The sequence below is a fragment of the Acidovorax sp. GW101-11A03 genome (assembly GCF_059424825.1).
Map to the genome: position 1 here is coordinate 1 of NZ_JBWKZU010000083.1, position 17017 is coordinate 17017.

Sequence of the window (17017 nt, forward strand, 5' to 3'; positions counted from 1 at the left end):
TCATCGCGCTGCTCCAGCCGGCGCGCCCAGGCCGAGCGGGCCCGCAGCCAGTCCTGCAGCGGCGCAATCGCATGAAAGAGCAAGGGGTTGAGCGCCATCGAAATCAGCGCCCCTGCCAGCACCAGGCTGGCGCCTTCGGGCGGCAACAGGCCCAGCGTTGCCCCCAGGGCCACCAGGATGAATGAAAACTCGCCAATCTGCGCCAGGCTGGCCGACACCGTGAGCGCTGTGTTGAGGGGGTAGCGGAACGCCAGCACCAGCGCAGCCGCCGCCAGCGTTTTGCCCACCATGATGATCGCCACCACCGCCAGAACCTGCAAAGGCCGCTCCCACAGCACGGCAGGGTTGAACAACATGCCCACCGACACAAAAAACAGCACGGCAAAGGCATCGCGCAGTGGCAGAGACTCGTGCGCGGCCCGGTGGGCAAACTCGGATTCACGCATCACCATGCCGGCAAAAAAGGCGCCGAGCGCAAACGACACACCAAACAATGCCGCTGAGCCGAATGCAATCCCCACCGCAGCTGCCACCACACACAGGGTGAAGAGTTCGCGCGAGCCGGTGCGCGCCACCTGCCACAACACCCAGGGGAACAAGCGGCGCCCCACCAGCAGCATCAAGGCCACAAAGCCGCCGACCTGGAGCAGCGTCCAGCCCACAGTACGCCCCAGTTGTGCGGCGTCCAGCTCCGCGCCAGCGCTACTCCCCAGCCACCCGGCCAGCGGGGGCAACAGCACCAGCACCAGCACCATGGCCAGGTCTTCCACCACCAGCCAGCCCACGGCAATGCGGCCGGTGTAACTGTCCAGAATGCCCAGCGTCTCCAAGGCCCGTAGCAACACCACCGTGCTCGCCACCGACAATGAGAGCCCCAGCACCAGTGCCCCGCCCAGGCTCCATCCCCACCAGGTGGCCAATGCCGTGCCCAGCGCCGTGGCCACCATCATCTGCACCACGGCCCCAGGGACGGCAATCTTGCGCACCGCCAACAGGTCCCCCAGCGAGAAGTGCAGGCCCACGCCAAACATCAGCAGCATCACACCAATCTCAGCCAACTGACTGGCCATGGCCGCATCCGCCACAAACCCCGGGGTGAACGGCCCGATCGCCACCCCAGCCAACAGATAGCCCACCAGCGCCGGCAAACGCAGACGTGTTGCCAGAAAACCCAGCGCCAGCGCCAGCCCAAGGGCTGCGGCGATGGTGTGGATAAGGGAAACGCTGTGCGGCATGGGGATGTGTGCTGGAGGGGAGAGCGCCTCGTGCGCCCGCGCATGGCCTCGTTATAACCGCATCCCCCCCTGCACTGCAAAATCGGAGGGCTTCTTGCAAGAGGGCACCGTCATGGCGGGTATGATCCAGCCTCTGCATCAAACGCAGTGGCGGACACTCCGCCCAGCCAGTAGGCGTCACCGCCGAAAGCCTTTCTGCCCGTAGCTCAACTGGATAGAGCAATAGCCTTCTAAGCTATAGGTCGGGGGTTCGAGTCCCTCCGGGCAGGCCAATACTCACGCGGTAAAACTCATCCGACTGGCGTTGATTGCGCCAGGGGAAAACGTCGAAAAATCCACTTCGGCCAGGCCGCGCAGAGCCACCACATCCTCGCTTCAGGATGGTCGGTCGATGGGTTCAGCGCTTTTGCCGTTAGCGGTTGGGTTGCGGTACGGCCGCATAGTTCATTGCGATGGCCTGCACCACGGCGCCAATCAACGCCGAATCTCCCGCACTCTGGGGCAGCACTTCTTTCACAATCTTGACCGCGTATTCCAACTGCTCCTTGGCCAGGGCCGCAGACATGGCATTGCCACGCTTCTCACTCGGCGACGCATCGCGGACTATCAGATTCATCAGGGGCTCCCAGAAAGCAGTGAAACAAGCAGTATGCGCTGCCTTCTTCTGGAAACACGACCGTTGGAGAAACTAAGTGGGAGAACAGGTCGCGATAGTCGGAACCGGGGCCTGAAAACCACTTCAGAAAGCAAAAAAGCGCTGCAACGTCTCCGTTGCAGCGCTTTGCATTTTGGGGTGGCTGATGGGGCTCGAACCCACGACAACAGGAATCACAATCCTGGACTCTACCAACTGAGCTACAGCCACCGTAGCTTTGTATTATAGCCTGGGTTTTTGCCCCCCAGGACTAAATTGCTTAATTTTCTGCAGTGACTTGGGTTGCAGCGTCAGGACGCGGAGCCTTGATCTGCACCTTGAAGCGCTGCTTCAGCAATTCGTAGTAAGCCAAGCCTTCTGCGGTCGTCAGCCACTGCTCGTACTGCTGGCGCTCCTGCTGGGCACGCTGCGCATCAGGCGCCTGGCGGGGTACCACGCGGTTGACCTTGACCACCATGTAGCCAGCGGCCCCCAGGTCCACGCCCGTCCAGCCGGGCAAGGCATCGGCAGATGCGCGCAAGGCGGCGTCAATCACCGGGCGGGGCAGGTTCTGGGGTTGTTCACGCGATACTTCCACCGCTGTAGAAAGGCCCGTGGCCGAAGCAGGCGCTGCCTTCCAGGCGGCCAGCTTGGCCTCGCCTTCCTTGCGCGCCAGTTCGGCCGACTTTTCGGCCACATAGAGGGTGCGCACGCGGGCCCGCACTTCGTCCAGCGGCAAGGTGCGAGCCGGGGTGTAGGTCGTCACGCGGCCTGCGGCCATCTGGCTGGGGCCCACTTCGACGGCTTCGGTGTTGCGCTTGTTCTGCACGGAGTCCGAAGCAAACAGTGCCTCCAGGAACTTGGCATTGGCCAGGGGCCCCTTGGCGCCTGGTGCTGGGGTGCGGGTGACGCCCGTGGCTGTCTGCACCTTGAGCTTGAGCTTGTCGGCCACCGGCTGCAGGCTGTCTGCCTGCTCGTACACACCGTTGGTGAAGGACTCGGCCACTTCGGCGAATTTGCGCTGGGCCTGCTGCTGCTTGAGCTCGGCTTCCATCGAAGGACGCAGCTCCTCGAACGAGGGCTGGCGGGGCGTCTTGATGTCGGTCAACTGGATGATGTGAAAGCCAAAATCGCTCTCCACCACATCGCTGATCTCGCCCTTCTTCAGAGCAAAGGCCGCATCTTCGAAAGGCTTGACCATGGCGCCACGGGCGAAGAAGTTGAGGTCTCCGCCGACCACGGCCGAGCCCTTGTCGTCTGAGGATTTCTTCGCCACGTCCGCAAAACTCGCGGGCGCCTTGCGCACCTGGGCAAGCAGTTCGGCAGCGCGGGCCTTGGCCTTCTCGCGGTCTGCAGCCGGTGCATCCTTGGCGGCATTGACGAGGATGTGGCTTGCGCGGCGCTCCTCCTTGGCCGTCATGCGCGCCACGTTTTCCTTGTAATAGGTACGCAGGTCGTCTTCACTCAGGGAAATGGTGGCACGGACACTGTCGAGGTCCAGCACCACATACTCCACGGCCGCCTGTTCCAGTTGCTGAAACTGCGCGGGATGGGCTTTGTAATAGGCTTCAAGGTCCGCATCCGTGGGCGTGACCTTGCTCGCAAAATCGGATGCATTGAAACGTGCCACCTGGATGTCGCGCCGCTCGTACAAGGCGTTCAGGGCCAGCTTGACCTGTGCATCCGAACCAAAAGCCGAGCCCATCACGCCACCCATGACCTGGTTGATGGAGATGTCGCGGCGCACATTGGCCTCAAAACCCGCAGGCGTGAGGCCCTGGCCGGCCACCAGGGCGCGGTAGGCTTCGGCGTCCAGGGTTCCGTCCGCGCGCTTGAGACCAGCAATCGCCGGGATCTCCTGCAGGCTGCGTGCCAGGCGCGCATCGCTGGTGACGAGGTGCATTTTTTTCGCGGCAGCGGCCAGCACACGGTCGCGCACCAGGCGCTCCAGCGTGGCGTAGCGTGCGCTAGGCGAGTCCAGCAACTTGGGATCGACCGTGGGAGACTGCGCGCGAATGCGGTCCGTCTCCATGCGGTGGGCATTGTCCCAGTCTGTCTGCTTGATATTGTCTCCATCGACACGCGCCACCACCGGGCTCTTTTCAGAGAAGTAGTTGCTGTCAATGCCTACCAGCACAAACGAAGGAATGATCAGCAAGAACAAGAAGATCATCACGATCTTGGAGTGCTTGCGGATGGATTCAAACATGGTCGATCTTTCAAGAGGCAAAAAACAAAAGGCGAACTTGCGTTCGCCTTTGTTCGGTGATGGTGGGTCCTGACGGTCTCGAACCGCCGACCTACTCCGTGTAAAGGAGCCGCTCTACCAACTGAGCTAAGGACCCCACCTAAACTTGATCCTCAGTTCAAGGCATCTTTCAATGCCTTGCCAGGACGGAACTTTGGAACTTTAGCAGCTTTGATTTTAATCGTAGCGCCGGTACGGGGATTGCGGCCCGTGCGGGCAGCGCGCTTGCCCACGGCAAAAGTGCCAAAACCGACGAGCGACACCGTGCCGCCCTTCTTCAGAGTCTTCTTGACAGCCTCGATCGTGGATTCCAGGGCACGCGCAGCAGCGGCCTTGGAGATGTCGGCGTTGGTAGCGATGTGCTCGATCAGTTCGGTTTTGTTCACAAGAAGCCTCTCGGAAAAGAGTTGATGGAATGTCTCGCGGATATCTGGTCTTCACACGTCTGACGGCACAGCCGAAGGCTGATGGGGAACAGGCGGGGGAATGACTGGCATACACAGCAGTGGCTGCTGCATCAGATTAAAGCCATCGAGTTTCAGAGTGTCAATACAGCACGCTGATTTGACGCAGCGTTGCGATGAATTCTAGTCGTATTTCACGCAGCGACAGGGCTTGCCGGGCCGTTTTGTCTCAAACACGCCGTATGGGCAGCATCCCGTATTGACACCCCAATTCTGGCGCCACTCAAACGGCCGATAACGCCTCGGCAATGGCCTTGCCAACGTCCCGCGTGCTGGATTTTCCGCCCAGATCAGGGGTGCGCGGCCCGCCACTTTGGGGGTCCAGCACGGCCTCGATCGCAGCCAGCACCGCATCGTGCGCCGCCCGGTAACCCATGAAGTCCAGCATCATCGCGCCACACCAGATCTGGCCGATGGGGTTGGCAATGCCCTGCCCGGCGATGTCGGGCGCCGAGCCATGCACGGGCTCGAACAGCGACGGCATGGTGCGCGTGGGATTGAGGTTGGCGCTGGGCGCGATGCCGATGGTGCCCGTGCAGGCCGGACCCAGGTCCGAGAGGATGTCGCCAAACAGATTGCTGGCCACCACTACATCGAAAAAGTCGGGACGCTGCACGAAATGGGCCGTGAGGATGTCGATGTGGAACTTGTCCACCTTCACATCCGGATACGACTTGGCCATCTCGGCCACACGCTCGTCCCAATACGGCATGGTGATGGCGATGCCGTTGGATTTTGTGGCGCTGGTCAGGTGCTTCTTGGGGCGCGACTGGGCCAGGTCGAAGGCAAACTTCAGCACGCGGTCCACGCCGTGGCGGGACATCACCGTCTCCTGCATCACGATCTCGCGCGGCGTGCCTTCGTACATGCGGCCACCGATGCTGGAGTACTCGCCCTCGGTGTTCTCCCGCACGATCAGCATGTCGATCTCGCCGGGCAGACGCGGGCTGCCGTCGCGGCGCACCACAGGCGCGATCACGCCGGGCATGAGGCGTGCGGGGCGCAGGTTGATGTACTGGTCAAACTCGCGGCGGAACAGCAGCAGCGAACCCCAGAGCGAGACATGGTCGGCGATCTTCTCGGGCCATCCCACGGCGCCGAAGTAGATGGCCTCATGGCCGCCGATCTGGTCCTTCCAGTTGTCGGGCAGCATCTTGCCGTGCTTCTCGTAGTAGTCCCAGCTCGAAAAGTCGAAATGGTCGAAGTGCAGGTCGATGCCGAACTTGCGCGCAGCCACGTCCAGCACGCGCAGGCCCTCGGGCACGACCTCTTTGCCAATGCCGTCACCCGCCACCACGGCAATGCGATGTTTAGCCACGGGAATGCTCCTGAAAATATAGCTACTAGCGCTTACTCAGAGCGCGCAAGCGGCCTAAAAAGCTTGAAAATTACTTGACGCGAGCCCGGATTTCGGGGAGGGCCTTCTGCAGGTAGTACACCATGGACCAGACCGTGAGCACGGCAGATGCCCAGATGAGCCAGGTGCCCCACACGCCCGTGTCGATCAGGCCAAACAGGCGCCCGTCGTACAGCAGGAAGGGGATGGCCAGCATCTGCACCGTGGTCTTCACTTTGCCGATCATGTGCACGGCCACGCTCTTGCTCGCACCGATCTGCGCCATCCACTCGCGCAGCGCCGAGATGGCAATTTCGCGGCCGATGATGATGAGGGCCACAAACACATCGGCACGTTGCAGATGCACCAGCACCAGCAGCGATGCACAGACCAGGAACTTGTCGGCCACCGGGTCAAGGAACGCGCCGAAGGACGAAGTCTGGTTGAGCTTGCGGGCCAGGTAGCCGTCCAGCCAGTCGGTGGCGGCGAACACCACGAACATCACGGTGGCGATGAGATTGCGTGTGGCTGGCTCCAGTGGCGCGTAGAACACCCCCACGATCAAAGGTATCGCGACGATGCGCGTCCAGGTCATCAAGGTGGGGATAGTCCAGAACATGGCGGCGATTGTGTCACGGCGCGGCCCTGGAACTGCGCGGGGCTTATCTCAGGGCCTTGTAAATTTCTTCTGCCAACTCGCGCGAGATGCCATCGACGGTGGCCAGGTCCTCAACACTGGCCGCCGCCACGCCGCGCACCCCGCCAAACCGCTGCAGCAGCCGCGCGCGCTTCTTGGGGCCGACGCCCGCAATTTCTTCAAGCTGCCCGCCGCCCACCCGCACCTTGGCGCGCGCCGCGCGCATGCCCGTGATGGCAAAGCGGTGCGCCTCGTCGCGGATCTGCGCCACCAGCATCAGCGCGGCCGAATCCTTGCCCAGATAGACCTTCTCGCGCCCATCGGCAAACACCAGCTCTTCCAGGCCCACTTTGCGGCCCTCGCCCTTCTCCACCCCCACGATGCGGGTCAGGTCCAGCCCCAGCGCGGAGAACACCTCGCGCGCCACGCCCACCTGGCCCTTGCCTCCGTCGATGAGCACCAGGTCGGGCAGGCGCGCCTGGCCCTTGGGGCGGGCTGCGGCTTGCGCTTCGGGAGACTTCGCATAGTCGATGCCCCCCTCCTCACGCTGCGCCTCCACCACCTTGCTGTAGCGGCGTGTGAGCACCTGGCGCATGGCGGCGTAGTCGTCGCCGCCCGTGATGCCCTCGATCTTGTAACGGCGGTATTCGCTGCTCTGCATCTTGTGGTGGTGAAAGACCACACAGGACGCCTGGGTGGATTCGCCCGCCGTGTGCGAGATGTCGAAGCACTCGATGGTGAGCTGGTCCAGATCTTCGGGCGGCAGATCCAGGGCCTCGGCCAGCGCGCGGGTGCGGGCTTGCTGCGAGCCCTCCTCGGCCAGAAGGCGGGCGAGTTGCAGGTCGGCGTTCTTCTGGGCCATGTCCAGCCAGGCACGGCGCTGTTCGCGGGGCTGGTGGATGGCGTTCACGCGCAGGCCGCTTTGTTCGGTCAGCGCGTCGAGCAGGGCCTTGTCCACCGGCACGCTGGTCACCAGCAGCGGGGGCACAGGCACGCCGATGTAGTGCTGGGCGATGAAGGCTTCAAGCACCAGCACCTCCACGGGCCGGGCAGGCAGAGCAGGCGCGGCGCTTTCCCCGTCAACGCCCTCCACAGCGTCTGTGCCCTCGCCCCCCTCTTCCGCATACACCGCCGCCGCATCCTCGACATGCACCGGAAAGTACGGCCTGTCTCCCAGGTGGCGGCCACCGCGCACCATGGCCAGGTTCACGCAGGCACGGCCGCCTTGCACACGCACAGCCAGGATGTCCACATCCTTGTCATCCACCGTTTCGATGGACTGCTGGTGCAGCACGCGCGACAGTGCCTGGATCTGGTTGCGCACTTCGGCCGCCTGCTCGAATTCGAGCTTGTCCGAATGCGCCATCATGCGCGCCTCCAGCGCCTGCAGCAGCTCCTGCGTTTCACCACGCAGCAGTGCCTCGGCATGCTGCACGTCGGCGGCATAGGCCTCGGGCGAGATCAAGTCCACACAGGGCCCGGTGCAGCGCTTGATCTGGTACAGCAGGCAGGGCCGCGTGCGGTTGGCAAACACCGTGTCTTCGCAGGTGCGCAGCCGGAACACCTTTTGCAGCAGCTGGATGGTTTCCTTCACCGCCCAGGCGCTGGGGTATGGGCCGAAGTAGCGGTGCTTTTTATCGACCGCGCCCCGGTAATAGGCCATGCGCGGAAATACCTGGCCCGGCGCATCGCCCCGCGTATGCGCGCCAGGCGTGCCGGTGATCTTCAGATAGGGGTAGCTCTTGTCGTCTCGGAACAGGATGTTGAACTTGGGGTTCAACGTCTTGATGAGGTTGTTTTCCAGCAGCAGCGCCTCGGCCTCGGAGCGCACCACGGTGGTCTCCATACGCACGATCTTGCTGACCATGTGGCCGATGCGCGTGCCGCCATGGTTCTTCTGAAAGTAGCTGGACACCCGGCGCTTGAGGTTGAGCGCCTTGCCCACATACAGCAGCGCATCCTGCGCATCGAAATAGCGGTACACGCCCGGCAGCGCAGGCAGCGCAGCCACCTGCGCCAGGAGTTCTTCAGAATGCACATCAGACATGGCGCGTATTGTGGCCTTGTGCGCGCCAGGTATCATTTGCTATGAAATAAATAGCTACTTGCGCATATATAGCGGGCGGTAGCGGGATTTTTTATCCAATTTCCCGCCCCCTCCGGGTCACTCCGCCTCGATCTTCGAGGTCCTCACCACCTGTGCCCAGTTGGCCAAGTCCGCCTTCACCTTGTCACCCAGTTGTGCCGGGGTCTGGTAGTCGGCTGTGGCGCCCTGCTCCTGTGCCTTTTGCTGGAAGGCTGCGCTCTGCACCACGGTGCGGACGTCGGCCGTGAGCTTGTCCACCACGGCCTTGGGCACGGCGGCCGGGGCAAACACCGCAAACCACGAGGTCGCATCCACCTTGGGGTAACCGGCCTCGGCGGTGGTGGGCACATCGGGCAGGCTGGGCAGGCGCTGCTTGCCCGTCACGGCCAGCACGCGCAGCTTGCCGCTGGCGATGTGGGGCATGAAAGGTGGCGCGGTGCCGAATGTCAGGTCCACCTGGCCGCCCAGCAGGTCCTGCAGCGCGGGGCCCGTGCCTTTGTAGGGCACGTGGACCATCTTGATGGCGCCTTGCTGCTCCAGCATGGCACCGGTCACGTGCTGCAGCGACCCGTTGCCCGACGAGGCGTAGTTGAGCTTGCCGGGGTGGGCCTTGGCGTAGGCAATCAGCTCGGGCAGCGTCTTCACCGGCAGGTCGGCCCGCACCACGATGATCTGCGGGGCCGAGATGACATTGGCCACGGGCTGGAAGTCGGCCTGCTCCCACTGCTTTTGTTTGGTGATGTGGGGCGAGATCACGTGGTAGCCCGAGTACTGCATGAGCAGCGTGTAGCCATCGGCCTCGGCCCGCTTGACGGCGCTGGCGGCAATGTTGCCGTTGCCCCCGCCCTTGTTGTCCACGATGACCGACTGGCCCAGCACCGGCGCCAGGGCCTGCGCCAGCATGCGGGCCGACAGGTCGGTGGTGCCGCCTGCGGCGGTGGGCACCACCAGGGTGACGTTTTTGGACGGATAGGCGCCCTGCGCCGATGCATGGCCAACAAAGCCGGTGGCCAGTGCGACCAGAGCCAGGGTGGTGAATTGTTTACGGGTGGTTTGCATGAAAGGAATGTCTCCGTTGTCGTTGTTGTCAAAAATCTGAATTGCGAGAGCGGGAGGGCGCGGAGGAAGCGCTGGTCAATCGACCGTGGCGCCCGTGTCCTTGACCACGCGGCTCCACTTGGGCAGGTCGGACTGCACCAGCGCTGCCAGCTGCGCCGCCGTGCCCTTGAAGGGCTCGCAGCCCACGGTGGCCAGCTTGTCCACCACATCCTTGTGTTCCAGCGCGCGCGCCACCTCGGCCTGCAGCTGCGCCACGATGGGCGCGGGCGTGCCGGCCGGGGCAAACAGCGCGTACCAGGGCGCCTGGCCAAAGCCCTTGATCGTCTCGCCAATGGTGGGCGCATCGGGCAGCGCAGCCACGCGCTTTTCATTGACCACACCCAGCACCTTGAGCTTGCCCGCCTTGATGAACGCAATGGCCGAAGGCAGGCTTTGCACCGACAGCGGCACCTGCCCGCCCACCACATCGGTGGCGGCTGCCGCCGAGCCCTTGTACGGGATGTGCTGCAGCTGGATGCCTGCGGCCTTTTGCAGCATCTCGCCGATCAGATGGTTCAGCGTGCCATTGCCCGCCGAGGCGATCGAATACTTGCCAGGGTTGGCCTTGGCCAACGACACCAGGTCCGCCACCGTGTTGCCCGGGAAGGAGGGATGCGCGACCAACACATACCCAGCCGTGGCCACAGGCGCCACAGGCGCAAAGTCCTTCACCGGGTCAAAGCCCGGGCTCTTGTACAGCGCAGGACCGATCACATGGGCGCTGTCGGCGGTGAGCAGCAGCGTATAGCCATCGTTGCGCGCGCGGGCCGTGGTGCCCGTGGCCAGCGTGCCGCCGGCACCAGGGCGGTTCTCCACGATCACGCTCTGGCCCAGTTGCTCGCTGAGTTTTTGCGCCACCACGCGTGCAATGGCGTCGTTGGCGCCACCCGCAGCCTGGGGCACGACCACGGTGATGGGCTTGGAGGGGTACTTGTCCTGCGCGCCCGCAGCGAGGGCGGCAGAGCACAACACGGCGGCGGTGAAGATGCGGCGGGACAGTGGGGCGGGGAAAGTCATTGCTTTTGTCTCCTGGAGTTATGGATGAATGCAGGCTCAACCGCATTCAGCGGGCGAGCGCCCTCTCTCGGATCGCCTCAAAATCGGCAGGCACCGGGTGCAGCGCCAGGCGCGGGCCCGCCTTGGCGATCTGGCTCGGAATGTCGTGGCCGATGAGCGCAGGCAGCTGCTGCGCGGCGGCCACCAGTTGCGCCAGATCCACCCCCGTGTCATAGCCCATCAACCCCAGCGCGTGCACGATCTCTTCGCTGCAGACGTTACCGCTGGCGCCCGGTGCATAGGGGCAGCCGCCCAGACCGCCCAGGGACGCGTCGAACCGGTCAGCCCCCGCGTCGATGGCCGCCAGCACATTGGCGAGGCCCATGCCCCGCGTGTTGTGGAAATGCAGGGTGAACTCCCCCCCCGGCCAGCGTGCGCGGGCGGCCGCCGTGAGCTGATGCACCTGCGTGGGGTAGGCCATACCCGTGGTGTCGCACAGCGTGATGCCACGCACCCCAAGGTCCACAAAACGCTGCACCCTGCCAAACACATCGGCCTGTGCCACATCCCCTTCCATGGGGCAGCCGAAAACACACGACAGCGACACATTCACCGCCACGTTGGCGCCCTGCGCCAGGGCCACCACCTGCGCCAGCGCCGCAAACGACTGTTCCTGCGTCATGCGCAGATTGGCGAGGTTGTGGGTGGCGCTGACGGACATCACCAGGTTCAGCTCGTCCGTACGCGACTCGATGGCGCGCTCGGCCCCGCGCAGATTGGGCACCAGCGCGGTGTAGACCGTGCCAGGGCGGCGTGTGATCTCGCGCATCACGATCTCGGCGTCGCGCAGCGCAGGGATGGCGGTGGGTGATGTGAATGAAGTCACTTCGATCTTGGACAGGCCCGCTGCCGAGAGCGCATTGCACAGCGCGATCTTGTCGGCCGTGGGCACAAAGGCCTTCTCCATCTGCAGGCCATCGCGCAAGCCGACTTCCTGCATGTGGATGCGGCGGTTCGCCCCCTGCCAAATGGTGCTGGGTGCGTTCATTGCACAACTCCTTTGCTGCGCAGCAACGCAATCTGCTCGGCAGTAAGCCCCATTTCTGCCAGCACGGCATCGGTGTCATCGCCCAAGTGCGGTGCACTACTGCGAATGGTCCCCGGCGTGCCAGACAACTTGGGCACGATGCCCGGCACCTGCACGCAGTAGCCATCGCGCGTCTCTTGCGTCAGCAGCATGTCGCGGGCGCGGTAGTGCGGGTCTTCGGCAATGTCTTTGGCGGTGTAGACCTTGCCCGCGGGCACGCGGGCGGCGCCCAGCGCATCCAGCACCTGCTGCACGGTGCGCTGCGCGCTCCAGGCACCAATGGCCGCGTCAATTTCTTCCACACGCGCCACGCGGCCGGTGTTGTTGGTCAGGTCCGGCGCAGTGCCCAGGTCGGGTCGGCCAATCGCGTCCATCAGCCGCTTGAAAATGCTGTCGCCATTGCCCGCCACCAGCACCCAGCCGTCCTGGCAGGGGTAGGCGTTGCTCGGTGCAATGCCCGGCAGCGCACTGCCTGCCGCCTCACGCACGGCGCCAAAGGCGCTGTATTCGGGGATCAGGCTTTCCATCACGTTGAACACCGCCTCGTGCAGCGCCACATCAATCACCTGGCCCTTGCCACCGTTGACCTTGCGGTGGTACAGCGCCATGAGCACGCCGATGGTGCCGTGCAGTGCCGCCAGCGTGTCGCCAATCGACACGCCCACACGCACCGGCACGCGGCCTGGCTCGCCGGTCAGGTGGCGCAGGCCACCCATGGCCTCGCCGATGGCGCCAAAGCCTGGCAGGTCGCGGTAAGGCCCGGTCTGACCGTAACCGGAGATGCGCAGCATCACCAGGCCGGGGTTGAGTTGGTGCAACTCTTCGGGCGACATGCCCCAGGCTTCGAGCGTGCCGGGGCGGAAGTTCTCGACCAGCACGTCGGCTTCAGCGATGAGCTGGCGGGCGATGTCCTGGCCTTCCTTTTGGCGCAGGTCCAGCGCCACGGAGCGCTTGTTGCGCGACTGCACCTGCCACCAGACGGAGGTGCCTTCCTTGATCAGGCGCCAGTTACGCAGGGGGTCGCCGGTCTCGGGGGCTTCGATCTTGATCACGTCGGCGCCAAACTCGCCCAGCGTCTTGCCGCAGAACGGCCCGGCAATGAGCTGGCCCATTTCGATGACGCGCACGCCTTGCAGTGCGGCAGGGGAAACGGCGGGGGAAGCAATGGAATCCATGGGTGAGGTTGTCTCCTGCGGCCAGCCCCACGCTGGGGTGGCTCGCGGCGAATGATGCGCAGGGCGCGCGGGGCCGTAAATCGCTCAAGCAACAAGATGCCATCGCAAACCGGCATGGCAATTGCGGCGCTTGTTACCATCAGCAACTCATGAAACTCGACCCCGTCTCCCTGCGCCTGTTTGTGGCCGTGATGGAAGAAAGCACCATCGCCGCCGCCGCTGCGCGCGAGCACATTGCCGCATCGGCCGTGAGCCGCCGCCTGGCGGACCTGGAAGACGCGCTGCGTGTGGCGCTGTTCACCCGCAGCAACAAGGGCACCGAGCCCACGGCTGCCGCCTACGCACTGCTGAACCTGGCGCGTGGTGTGCTCAATGACCTGGACGGCATTGCCAGCCAGATGCGCGACTACGGCGCGGGCGTACGCGGCCATGTGCGGGTGGTGGCCAACATCTCGGCCATCACGCAGTTTTTACCCGCGCAGCTGCAGAGCTTCATGGCGCTGCACCCGCAGGTGGATGTTCGGCTGCAGGAGCAGATCAGCACGGCCATCGCCCAGTCCGTGGCCGAGAACGCGGCCGATGTGGGCATCCTCAACCAGGGCCAGTACGGCGAGCGCGTGGTGCAACTGCCCTACCGCACCGACGAGCTGGTGCTGGTGGTGCCCACAAGCCATCCCCTGGCGCGGCGCAAATCGGCCCGCCTGGCCGACGCCCTGCCCTATGACTTTGTGGGCGCGCACCCGGGCAGCGCCATCAACAACCAGCTGACCCGCGCGGCCTCTGAAGCCGGCTTGCCGCTGCGCCTGCGCATGCAGGTCACCAGCTACGACGCGCTGTGCCTGATGGTGGCCGCCGGCCTGGGCGTGGGCGTGATGCCGCGTGGCAGCGCCGCGCTGTACAAGGGCTCGCAGCCCATCCGCGTGGTCACGCTGAGCGAGCCCTGGGCGCACCGGCAACTGGTGCTGTGCGTGCGGTCCGAAGAGTCCCTCTCCAGCGTGGCGCGGCTGCTGGTAGACCACCTGCGTGCGCCACCAACTACACCCGCCCCATGACCATGCGCCCCCCCCTCCCTGCCCTGCAATGGGATGTGTTCTGCCGCGTGATCGACAACTTTGGCGACATCGGCGTGTGCTGGCGTCTGGTGACGCAACTCGCCAGTCTGGGCCACCGCGTGCGGCTGTGGGTGGACGACGCCTCGGCCCTCACGTGGATGGCGCCCGCAGGCTGCCCGGGCGTGGAGCTGCGCGCCTGGGGATCGCCCCCGCCCGGCCCCACCGAGCCAGCGCCCGATGTGATGGTGGAGGCATTCGGCTGCGAAATTGCTCCTGAATTCATAGCTTACAGCGCATGTCAGTCGCTCGCAAACGGCAAAAAACCTGTCTGGATCAACCTGGAATACCTGTCGGCCGAGAGTTATGTGGAGCGCACCCACCGGCTGCCATCGCCCCTCCTGTCAGGCCCTGCTGCGGGCTGGACACGCTGGTTCTTCTACCCCGGCTTCACGCCCGCCACGGGCGGGCTGCTGCGCGAAGACGACCTGATGGCCCGGCGCCAGGCGTTTGACCGCACCGCCTGGCGCCAGGCGCACGCCCAAGCGTTTGGCCTGGACAACGACGGCCCAGGGCAGCGCTGGGTGTCGCTGTTCTGCTACGAACCCGCAGCCCTGCCCGAGCTGCTGCAGCGCAGCCAGGCCCAGCCCACGCAGTTGCTGGTCACGCCAGGCCGCCCCAGGGCGGCGGTGCAGGCCGCGCTTGGTGCTGCCAAAAATCATGCTCAAAATGCCTGCCTAGGCGCGCCTGGCAAGATCGGGCAGCTATACATTTCATACTTGCCCGCACGCCCCCAGGCGGCGTTTGACGACATGCTGTGGGCCTGTGACCTGAACTTTGTGCGCGGCGAGGACTCGCTGGTGCGGGCGCTGTGGGCCGGGCAGGCCCTGGTCTGGCAGATCTACCCCCAGCACGACAACGCCCACCACGACAAGCTCTGGGCGTTTCTGGATTGGCTGCAGGCCCCAGAATCGCTGCGGCAGTTCCATGCCACCTGGAACGGGCTCAACACCGCGCCCCTGCAGTGGCCCGGCGATGACACCCTGGCCGAATGGACCGCCTGCACGGTGGCGGCGCGCGCGCGCCTGCTGACGCAAGACAACCTTGTGGCGCAACTTTTGGGCTTTGTCGCCGAAAAACGGTAAAATCCGAGGCTTTGCGCAAATGAGGTGCGGCACACCGGTGCCCAGCCCTCGCGCATTCCCGCCGCGGAACATGCATCGGCACGGCGCGCCTTCTGCCTCCCCAGCGAGACAACAGAAAGCCACCGGCCCGCGCGTTGAGCGGCCCCAACCCAAGCAACTCGCTATGAAAATCGCTCAAGAAATCCGCGCCGGCAACGTGATCATGCACGGCAAGGACCCCATGGTTGTCCTGAAGACCGAATACGCCCGTGGCGGCCGCGGTGCAGCCACCGTGCGCATGAAGCTCAAGAGCCTGATCGGCAACTTCGGCACCGAAGTCGTGTTCAAGGCCGACGACAAGATCGACAACGTGATCCTGGACAAGAAGGAGTGCACTTACTCCTACTTCGCCGATCCCATGTATGTGTGCATGGACACCGAGTACAACCAGTACGAAGTCGAAGCCGAAAACATGGGCGACTCGCTGAACTACCTGGAAGACGGCATGGCTGTTGAAGTGGTGTTCTACGACGGCAAGGCCATCTCGGTCGAACTCCCCACCAGCGTCGAGCGCGAAATCACCTGGACGGAACCCGCCGTCAAGGGCGACACCTCCGGCAAGGTCATGAAGCCCGCCAAGATCGCCACCGGCTTCGAAGTGCCCGTGCCGCTGTTTGTGTCGCAAGGCGACCGCATTGAAATCGACACGCGCACCGGCGAGTACCGCAAGCGCGTCTGAGGCAGCTTCTGCCCCGGCCCACAAAAAAGGCTTCCCTCGGGAAGCCTTTTTTTATTGGTTTTTTTGGGGCCTGGCGCCTGATAGACAAGCGCTTAAGCTATAAAAATAATAGCAACCACCCCTCAAGCCTCATCACACCGGCACGGCCACCAGATCGTGCCCCTGCGTGCCCACGATGCGCGCCTTGGTGAACTCGCCCACCTTGAGCTGCTTGCTGATCTTCTCGGGCGGCAGCAGGTGCACCACGCCGTCGATCTCGGGCGCATCGGCATAGCTGCGGCCCCGGCCGCCCTTCTTGCCGAGCGCAGGGGCATGGTCCACCAGCACCTGCATGGTCGCGCCCACACGGCGCTGCAGCCTGGCGATCGAGACCTCTTCGGCCACGGCCATGAAACGGGCACGGCGCTCTTCGCGCACTTCCATGGGCAACATGCCGGGCAGCTCGTTGGCAGCGGCGCCATTCACATCGCTGTAGGCAAAGCAGCCCGCACGGTCGATCTGCGCCTCGCGCACGAAGTCGAGCAGGTGCTGGAACTCTTCTTCCGTCTCGCCCGGAAAGCCTGCAATGAAGGTGCTGCGGATGACCAGCTCAGGGCAGGCCTCGCGCCAGCGCAGGATGCGCTCCAGATTGCGCTCGCCGCTGGCGGGGCGCTTCATGCGCTTGAGCACATCGGGGTGGCTGTGCTGGAAGGGCACGTCCAGGTACGGCAGCACCTTGCCTGTGGCCATGAGCGGGATGACCTCATCCACGCTGGGGTACGGGTACACATAGTGCAGGCGCACCCAGGCGCCATAGGGCTCGGCGATCTCGCCCAGCGTCTGCACCAGCTCCAGCATGCGGGTCTTGACAGGCTTGCCGTCCCAGAAGCCCGTGCGGTACTTCACATCCACACCATAGGCCGAGGTGTCCTGGCTGATGACCAGCAGCTCCTTCACACCGCCTTCGAACAAGGCCTTGGCCTCGCTCAGCACATCGCCAATGGGTCGCGACACCAGGTCGCCACGCATCGAGGGGATGATGCAGAAAGTGCAGCGGTGGTTGCAGCCCTCGCTGATCTTGAGGTAGGCATAGTGCTTGGGCGTGAGCTTGATGCCAGCGATGCCGAAAC

At 64.3% G+C, this 17017-nt stretch carries 15 protein-coding genes and 3 tRNA genes; 4 read left to right on the top strand and 14 right to left on the bottom strand.

The window, feature by feature from the left end; all coding sequences use genetic code 11:
- Positions 1 to 1235, bottom strand: a 1235-nt coding sequence (locus tag AC07Z7_RS22615; protein ID WP_494767733.1) for a cation:proton antiporter domain-containing protein, incomplete at its 3' end; no start/stop codon positions are given.
- A gap of 195 nt (positions 1236 to 1430) precedes the next feature.
- Between AC07Z7_RS22615 and AC07Z7_RS22620 the strand changes: the two genes are divergently transcribed.
- Positions 1431 to 1507 (top strand) — tRNA-Arg (locus tag AC07Z7_RS22620).
- A 140-nt stretch (positions 1508 to 1647) separates the two neighbouring features.
- On the opposite strand, the gene AC07Z7_RS22625 is transcribed toward AC07Z7_RS22620, so the two are convergent.
- From AC07Z7_RS22625 to AC07Z7_RS22680, 12 genes are all read right to left on the bottom strand, one after another.
- A complete protein-coding gene (locus AC07Z7_RS22625; RefSeq protein ID WP_494767734.1) occupies positions 1648 to 1851 on the bottom strand; it encodes a hypothetical protein in 204 nt (67 codons plus the stop codon).
- 173 nt (positions 1852 to 2024) lie between these two features.
- A tRNA-His gene (locus AC07Z7_RS22630) sits at positions 2025 to 2100 on the bottom strand.
- 49 nt (positions 2101 to 2149) lie between these two features.
- Positions 2150 to 4078, bottom strand: coding sequence for a SurA N-terminal domain-containing protein (locus AC07Z7_RS22635; RefSeq protein ID WP_494767735.1), 1929 nt, complete (start codon positions 4076 to 4078; stop codon positions 2150 to 2152).
- Between the two features lie 60 nt (positions 4079 to 4138).
- Positions 4139 to 4214, bottom strand: a tRNA-Val gene (locus tag AC07Z7_RS22640).
- A 16-nt stretch (positions 4215 to 4230) separates the two neighbouring features.
- Positions 4231 to 4503 carry an HU family DNA-binding protein gene (locus AC07Z7_RS22645; RefSeq protein WP_008906675.1) on the bottom strand — a complete coding sequence of 91 codons (273 nt, stop codon included), beginning with the start codon at positions 4501 to 4503 and terminating at the stop codon, positions 4231 to 4233.
- A 301-nt stretch (positions 4504 to 4804) separates the two neighbouring features.
- The gene (locus AC07Z7_RS22650) at positions 4805 to 5899 is read right to left on the bottom strand and encodes a tartrate dehydrogenase (RefSeq protein ID WP_494767736.1); all 1095 of its coding nucleotides are present in this window, start codon (positions 5897 to 5899) and stop codon (positions 4805 to 4807) included.
- A gap of 70 nt (positions 5900 to 5969) precedes the next feature.
- Complete coding sequence (gene pgsA, locus AC07Z7_RS22655) at positions 5970 to 6536, bottom strand: CDP-diacylglycerol--glycerol-3-phosphate 3-phosphatidyltransferase (protein ID WP_094287748.1); 567 nt, start codon at positions 6534 to 6536, stop codon at positions 5970 to 5972.
- A gap of 43 nt (positions 6537 to 6579) precedes the next feature.
- The gene (gene uvrC / locus AC07Z7_RS22660) at positions 6580 to 8601 is read right to left on the bottom strand and encodes an excinuclease ABC subunit UvrC (protein ID WP_494767737.1); all 2022 of its coding nucleotides are present in this window, start codon (positions 8599 to 8601) and stop codon (positions 6580 to 6582) included.
- Between the two features lie 117 nt (positions 8602 to 8718).
- Positions 8719 to 9699 (bottom strand): Bug family tripartite tricarboxylate transporter substrate binding protein, encoded by a 981-nt coding sequence (locus AC07Z7_RS22665; RefSeq protein WP_494767738.1) that lies wholly within the window; start codon positions 9697 to 9699, stop codon positions 8719 to 8721.
- Positions 9700 to 9774: 75 nt separating this feature from the next.
- Entirely contained in the window at positions 9775 to 10755 is a 981-nt protein-coding gene (locus AC07Z7_RS22670; protein ID WP_494767739.1) for a Bug family tripartite tricarboxylate transporter substrate binding protein, read from the bottom strand.
- 46 nt (positions 10756 to 10801) lie between these two features.
- Positions 10802 to 11782, bottom strand: coding sequence for a hydroxymethylglutaryl-CoA lyase (locus AC07Z7_RS22675; RefSeq protein WP_494767740.1), 981 nt, complete (start codon positions 11780 to 11782; stop codon positions 10802 to 10804).
- Positions 11779 to 12996, bottom strand: a complete 1218-nt coding sequence (locus AC07Z7_RS22680; RefSeq protein ID WP_494767741.1) for a CaiB/BaiF CoA transferase family protein — start codon at positions 12994 to 12996, stop codon at positions 11779 to 11781. Before AC07Z7_RS22680 ends, AC07Z7_RS22675 begins: the two co-directional genes overlap by 4 nt.
- Before the next feature lie 149 nt (positions 12997 to 13145).
- Here AC07Z7_RS22680 and AC07Z7_RS22685 point away from each other — a divergent pair, with 149 nt between their 5' ends.
- From AC07Z7_RS22685 to efp, 3 genes are all read left to right on the top strand, one after another.
- Entirely contained in the window at positions 13146 to 14048 is a 903-nt protein-coding gene (locus AC07Z7_RS22685) for a LysR family transcriptional regulator (RefSeq protein ID WP_494767742.1), read from the top strand.
- 2 nt (positions 14049 to 14050) lie between these two features.
- Positions 14051 to 15190, top strand: coding sequence for an elongation factor P maturation arginine rhamnosyltransferase EarP (gene earP / locus AC07Z7_RS22690; protein WP_494767744.1), 1140 nt, complete (start codon positions 14051 to 14053; stop codon positions 15188 to 15190).
- A gap of 163 nt (positions 15191 to 15353) precedes the next feature.
- Positions 15354 to 15908, top strand: a complete 555-nt coding sequence (gene efp, locus AC07Z7_RS22695; RefSeq protein WP_094287734.1) for an elongation factor P — start codon at positions 15354 to 15356, stop codon at positions 15906 to 15908.
- 132 nt (positions 15909 to 16040) lie between these two features.
- Here efp and rimO read toward each other — a convergent pair.
- On the bottom strand, positions 16041 to 17017 hold a 977-nt coding region (rimO, locus tag AC07Z7_RS22700; protein ID WP_494767743.1), incomplete at its 5' end, for a 30S ribosomal protein S12 methylthiotransferase RimO.

Excerpts from the sequence above, each read along its gene's own strand:
- AC07Z7_RS22625 (WP_494767734.1), bottom strand. The coding sequence starts at position 1,851 with ATGAATCTGATAGTCCGCGATGCGTCGCCGAGTGAGAAGCGTGGCAAT.
- AC07Z7_RS22635 (WP_494767735.1), bottom strand. The coding sequence starts at position 4,078 with ATGTTTGAATCCATCCGCAAGCACTCCAAGATCGTGATGATCTTCTTG.
- pgsA (WP_094287748.1), bottom strand. The coding sequence starts at position 6,536 with ATGTTCTGGACTATCCCCACCTTGATGACCTGGACGCGCATCGTCGCG.
- uvrC (WP_494767737.1), bottom strand. The coding sequence starts at position 8,601 with ATGTCTGATGTGCATTCTGAAGAACTCCTGGCGCAGGTGGCTGCGCTG.
- AC07Z7_RS22665 (WP_494767738.1), bottom strand. The coding sequence starts at position 9,699 with ATGCAAACCACCCGTAAACAATTCACCACCCTGGCTCTGGTCGCACTG.
- AC07Z7_RS22670 (WP_494767739.1), bottom strand. The coding sequence starts at position 10,755 with ATGACTTTCCCCGCCCCACTGTCCCGCCGCATCTTCACCGCCGCCGTG.
- AC07Z7_RS22675 (WP_494767740.1), bottom strand. The coding sequence starts at position 11,782 with ATGAACGCACCCAGCACCATTTGGCAGGGGGCGAACCGCCGCATCCAC.
- AC07Z7_RS22680 (WP_494767741.1), bottom strand. The coding sequence starts at position 12,996 with ATGGATTCCATTGCTTCCCCCGCCGTTTCCCCTGCCGCACTGCAAGGC.
- AC07Z7_RS22685 (WP_494767742.1), top strand. The coding sequence starts at position 13,146 with ATGAAACTCGACCCCGTCTCCCTGCGCCTGTTTGTGGCCGTGATGGAA.
- earP (WP_494767744.1), top strand. The coding sequence starts at position 14,051 with ATGCGCCCCCCCCTCCCTGCCCTGCAATGGGATGTGTTCTGCCGCGTG.
- efp (WP_094287734.1), top strand. The coding sequence starts at position 15,354 with ATGAAAATCGCTCAAGAAATCCGCGCCGGCAACGTGATCATGCACGGC.